The organism is Hymenobacter agri, assembly GCF_054778495.1.
Window position 1 is genome coordinate 1 of record NZ_BAAGZM010001159.1, and the last position, 731, is coordinate 731.

1 pseudogene is annotated in these 731 nt (G+C 65.7%); it reads right to left on the minus strand.

Annotation, left to right across the window (positions count from 1 at the left end):
• Positions 1-502 (minus strand): annotated as a pseudogene (locus ACYVDE_RS25075) (diaminopimelate decarboxylase); the annotation flags it as partial.
• Positions 503-731: the final 229 nt, after the last annotated feature.

Consider the following 731-nt stretch of genomic DNA (forward strand, 5'->3'; position numbering starts at 1 on the left):
CCACGCGGGGCCGTTGCGGGCGGCCTTCGGCCACGCCCAGCAGCAGGTGCAGCTCGTCGGCATTGTCGAGGTGAATGACGGCATCGACCGCGCAGGCCCGCTCTAAATCGGCGCGGCGCTTGCCCGGGCCGTTGAAGAGAATATGCGGGCCGGGCACGCCGTTCAGCAGGGCTTTTTCCAGCTCCATGCCACTCACCACCTCAGCCCAGGCCCCTTCCTGGTGGAAGGTGCGGCACACGGCATTCAGGTAGTTGGTTTTGTACGACCACGCCAGCTGCACCGCCGGGTAGCGCGTGGCAAACGCCCGCTGCACGGCCTGGTAGCTTCGCCGCAGCTGCCGCTCGCTCAGCACAAACAGCGGCGAGCCAAACTGCGCCACCAGCGCATCAACGCGCACGCCATCCAGCGTTTCGACCGCCGGCGTGCCGGCCCGGGGGCCAAACTTACCCAAGGGGCCGGCGGTGAGCTTGCGCAGGGCAGGACGTTCGTAGGGAAGTTTCACTTCTTGCAATGAGGAATAAGGTGTGAGGAATTATCGACCGGGAATTCCTCATTAAGCGCAGTAACGCGGGGCGTCAAAGTTCGCCCAGGGCGGCCACTTGCTGAAAAGCGGTGTGGTCGGTAATCAGGTCCCAGGCGTAGCGCACAAACATTTTGCCCACCGCGTAGCCCTGCATGGCCGGCACGGCCAGGCCCAGCGCCAGGCGCAGCAGGGCCGCGGGCTGGTTCTG